This is a genomic window from Accumulibacter sp. (assembly GCF_016789985.1).
Taxonomy (GTDB): domain Bacteria; phylum Pseudomonadota; class Gammaproteobacteria; order Burkholderiales; family Rhodocyclaceae; genus Accumulibacter.
Genome location: NZ_JAEUOL010000057.1, coordinates 1 through 3,571 on the forward strand (window position 1 = coordinate 1; position 3,571 = coordinate 3,571).

Below are 3,571 nucleotides of genomic sequence, written 5' to 3' on the forward strand. Positions count from 1 at the left end.
TACAACAGAAAACGGCAGCATTCGACCCTCGGCTACAAGTCGCCAACGCAGTTCCTGGTAGCTTGGCTCAGCCGTCAACATGAAGGAAAACGGGTCGCATGAAACCCTCTCTTTGGCAGGCGAAAAACCGAGGGAACCTCACACTGGCCGGCGCGCATGTCGGCATCGCCATGCAGAAAGGTGCGGACATTGCCCGCCTGACGGCTGACATCGCCCTGCTCGAGGACGGTATCGAGCGGGTAGCAGATGCCAAGGCGCTGGCCATTGCGACGATGCGGCGGATCGATGCCAACTTCCGGCTGACTATCGCAGCCAACACCGGCATCCTCGCCGCTGCCGCTACCGGGAAGCTGTCGCCGGTTGCCTCAAGTCTCGCGCACAACGGCAGCACCATCGCGATCCTGCTCAATGCCTTGCGCGCTGCTTAATCGTCGGACGACCAGAAAACACCGGAAACACAAACGGGGCCTGCGGGTTTCGCAAGCAGGCGCCTTGCGGTTTGGCGATCGCCTCTACACCCTGGTCGGCCGGGGCAAGATCGATCGCAAGTCTACCGTACAGGCGGTACGGTGCTCCCTGAAGAATGTGCCGGTTGCCAAACCCGATCCATCGGGAAGGCATCCCGCGGCCGCCGATCAGCATCGCGCCGCATCGGCAACGGAATTCGGGGGGGTCGTCCCGTCCCTCGGCGCCTCACCCCGCTCGCGCCATTACTCCGTCCGTCTTTTCGCAGCTCATTGGCCGGGATTCATCTGCGCTGCCTGACCCCCCGGCAAGCCGCGACTCAAGGTTTCGACTCGCTCATCCAGTCCCGCAGATCAATCATCGGTTGCTGGCTCACATTGATGAAACCTTCTCCTGGCCGGTCGAGGTCGGCAATCAGAATGATGACGATCGAAAAGGCGATGGCGACCGCCAGCATGACGGGACTCCTGGCCGTTCCGGCGACTCCGCCATGATAGCCCATGGCGGCAATCGAGAGAATTGCGACCAGATACAGCGCCCCCCAGAGGGCGACCGGAATCTGGCTACGGTCGCGCAACATCTCCCGCTTCGTGTGAAGACCGATCACTTCGCTGACCGAGCCGAGAAAGACGTCGACTCCGCCGGGGTTCTGCGCACCGACGAAGGCGGCCTGCGCCGCCAGGCGATCGAGCAGCGCTCTCGACGGGAGGCTGACCTGGACCTTCTCCAGACCGGACCATTGCAAACGCTCTTCGACATAGTTGCGAAGAAGCTTGCGGACTTCCGTACGCTCGGGTTCCGGGATCATTCCGGCCTGCCAATAGCCTGCACGGATGGCGTTGACCTCGTCGAGGAGGGCGATTTTCCGGTCGTGGTATCTGTCCGCCGCCCAGCCAAACGTGAACGCGAGCAGAAACGCCAGCAAGCCGAGCAGGGTCCCGACCATCGTGCCGACCGGCGCCTCCTTTTCCACTGCTGCGCGATGTTTGTGCGCTGCCCAGTGGTAACCGCTGCCGACGGCGACGATGACGAGCAGCATCGTGCCGACGAAAACCGCCCAAAGCGGGATGGCATCAAAAATACCCGGGTCTGGCATGTCAGAATGGCCGCACTCGGCCGCAGCGAATCAGCAGTTGCCCTTCTTGGCCTGGCCCGGCGGGCAGTGGCCACCACCCTGATGCGGGACGCCGTTGTTGCCACGACCAGTGTAGTACTTCTCCCCGCGCGGCCCGTCATGCTTCTTCCAGTAAGCCGGGTCCCGCCAGTCGTAGCCATCCCAGTAATAGCCGCGCTCGTTGCGGCTGCCGAAGGTGACGGTGACACCGGGCGCCTTGACGCGCACCTCGCCGAAATTGACGTTGACATCGACCGCGTTCGCCAACCCAGGGGAAGCAGCGATCACTGCCGCAAGAATGAATCTGTTCATGGGTCATTTCCTCAAGATCGACCGGGTCGGATCAGTGGTTCTTTGCCTGAAGCATTGCGGACCGCGGCGGCGCCGGTCGTCTGCACAGCCCCCGGGGCGGAATGCGCGAAGGCCGGTGACTGGTGACCAGTCTTGACGCCCCGGATTTTAACTCAGGCGACGAGTGCTGCAAGCTGGCACAAATCAATTCCTTGCGAGGCGTTTCCCGAGAGAGGCGGCACTCACGCAAGCTGGGCCAGGGGCAGACCATCATGGCGCCACGTTAAACGCTCTAGCTGCGTGTCTGGCCAGCTCCTGCTGACGAGCGAGCTTTCCGGGAACGGTCAGGATGAGGAGCGAAGGTCGTCGTTTCCTGGCGCGAGGCTCGACCCGTTCAGGGCGATTGGGCAAGAGCGGAGTTGAAATCGCCCCGGGCACGGCGAAAAAGGGGAACGCCGGACGTTTGTCCTGGAAAAGGTGAGAACATTTCCCCAGCGGCTTCATGACGCCGGACGCTCCGGTTCAGCGCCGGCGCGTAGCGCCGTCCGCTGAACCGGTTGTTGGCCGGCCTGCTGATCCAGCAAACAACAATGTGCAATGCAGCCTACAGAGACTTTGCGTAGTCGATCATCCCTTGAAAGTCCACGACGACCGCAGGCTCGTCGCCCACGACCCAAGCGTCGTGACCTGAGGGAAGAAGCGACACCTCGCCCGGTCGGCACTCGAACTCCGTTCCGTCGTCCATCACCACCTTCAGCACGCCCGAGACGTGGTACTGAAAGTGGGGCGCTTCGCAGCTCCTGGTCTTCGCGAGAGGCTGGACCGACGTCAACCATCGCCAGCCAGGCTCAAAGATGGCGCGACCGACCGTTGCGCCGCCGACATTGATGAGCTCGACCCGTCCGTTCGGGAACTCCCGAACCTCATCCGGCTTCCCGAAACTCTTCAGTTCCGCCTTGTTCATGACACACCTCCTTCTTGATGTCGATAACAAACGGCCTTGTCGACCGGCTAACGACTGAGTTAGACCTCACCGATCCGGATTTGCGCACGTCTCCGAACGGCCCTGTCACTCGAGAACTGTGTTGTCATCACCTCCTCACATCATCGGCCAGAATGGTTGTCTCCAATCAGTCGCCTCTCCGTCAAGAGACCGGGACTTGCCGAGCGCTGTGCCGAGGCGCGTGATCTGCGCCGCAAAGCTTGCATCGGCATTGTTAGTCACCATCCAGATGCGTCCTGAAGCGTACGTCAGGATCGCATGGAACAGAGTAACGCGTGTCGGCTTTCGAGCATCGTAAGCGCGCCGTTTGGCCTCGATCAGCACCATTCTCGACTGTGCGGAGGCACCTCCAGGAGCCACACCGGGCACGAGACGGACCTGCCATTGTGCAAGTTTGGAGCAATATAGTGGGCATAGGTTGCAGCGCCGCGACGAACTCGCGCATGAAGGTAGTCCACGGCTCCTTCCATGAGCCGGTGCCGTATGGTGGCCAGACATGTTCTGCCAACCAAGCTCGCGGCTTCCCTTGGTAGTGTCCCGCCGAGTGCTGTAAGAGCCCGAAGGCAGCGCAACTTCTTTTCTGTAAAAGCCCCCAAGGGATTCCATCGGGATATAGCCATCAGTCATTCAGGTTGAGGTAGATTTTCCCGGTCATCCATTCCTCGTCGCATTCTGCCAGAAGGGCGGAGACAAGGCGC

Annotated in this window: 4 protein-coding genes and 1 pseudogene; 1 reads left to right on the forward strand and 4 read right to left on the reverse strand. The window is 61.5% G+C overall.

The genetic code is table 11. The annotated features are described in order from the left end of the window. Positions 1–143: 143 nt before the first annotated feature. A pseudogene (locus tag JNK99_RS03445) lies at positions 144–419 on the forward strand (heavy metal translocating P-type ATPase); the annotation flags it as partial. Between the two features lie 365 nt (positions 420–784). Here the strand turns inward: JNK99_RS03445 and JNK99_RS03450 are convergent. From JNK99_RS03450 to JNK99_RS03465, 4 genes are all read right to left on the reverse strand, one after another. After that, on the reverse strand, positions 785–1,561 hold the full coding sequence (locus JNK99_RS03450) for a hypothetical protein (RefSeq protein ID WP_291848658.1): 777 nt from the start codon (positions 1,559–1,561) through the stop codon (positions 785–787). Positions 1,562–1,591: 30 nt separating this feature from the next. Further along, a complete protein-coding gene (locus JNK99_RS03455) occupies positions 1,592–1,891 on the reverse strand; it encodes a DUF2502 domain-containing protein (protein ID WP_291848661.1) in 300 nt (99 codons plus the stop codon). A gap of 583 nt (positions 1,892–2,474) precedes the next feature. Continuing rightward, positions 2,475–2,834, reverse strand: a complete 360-nt coding sequence (locus JNK99_RS03460; protein WP_291848664.1) for a cupin domain-containing protein — start codon at positions 2,832–2,834, stop codon at positions 2,475–2,477. Positions 2,835–2,969: 135 nt separating this feature from the next. Continuing rightward, positions 2,970–3,200: a hypothetical protein gene (locus JNK99_RS03465; protein WP_291848666.1), complete on the reverse strand. Its 231-nt coding sequence runs from the start codon at positions 3,198–3,200 to the stop codon at positions 2,970–2,972. Positions 3,201–3,571 lie beyond the last annotated feature (371 nt).

Excerpts from the sequence above, each read along its gene's own strand:
- JNK99_RS03450 (WP_291848658.1), bottom strand. The coding sequence starts at position 1,561 with ATGCCAGACCCGGGTATTTTTGATGCCATCCCGCTTTGGGCGGTTTTC.
- JNK99_RS03455 (WP_291848661.1), bottom strand. The coding sequence starts at position 1,891 with ATGAACAGATTCATTCTTGCGGCAGTGATCGCTGCTTCCCCTGGGTTG.
- JNK99_RS03460 (WP_291848664.1), bottom strand. The coding sequence starts at position 2,834 with ATGAACAAGGCGGAACTGAAGAGTTTCGGGAAGCCGGATGAGGTTCGG.
- JNK99_RS03465 (WP_291848666.1), bottom strand. The coding sequence starts at position 3,200 with ATGGTGCTGATCGAGGCCAAACGGCGCGCTTACGATGCTCGAAAGCCG.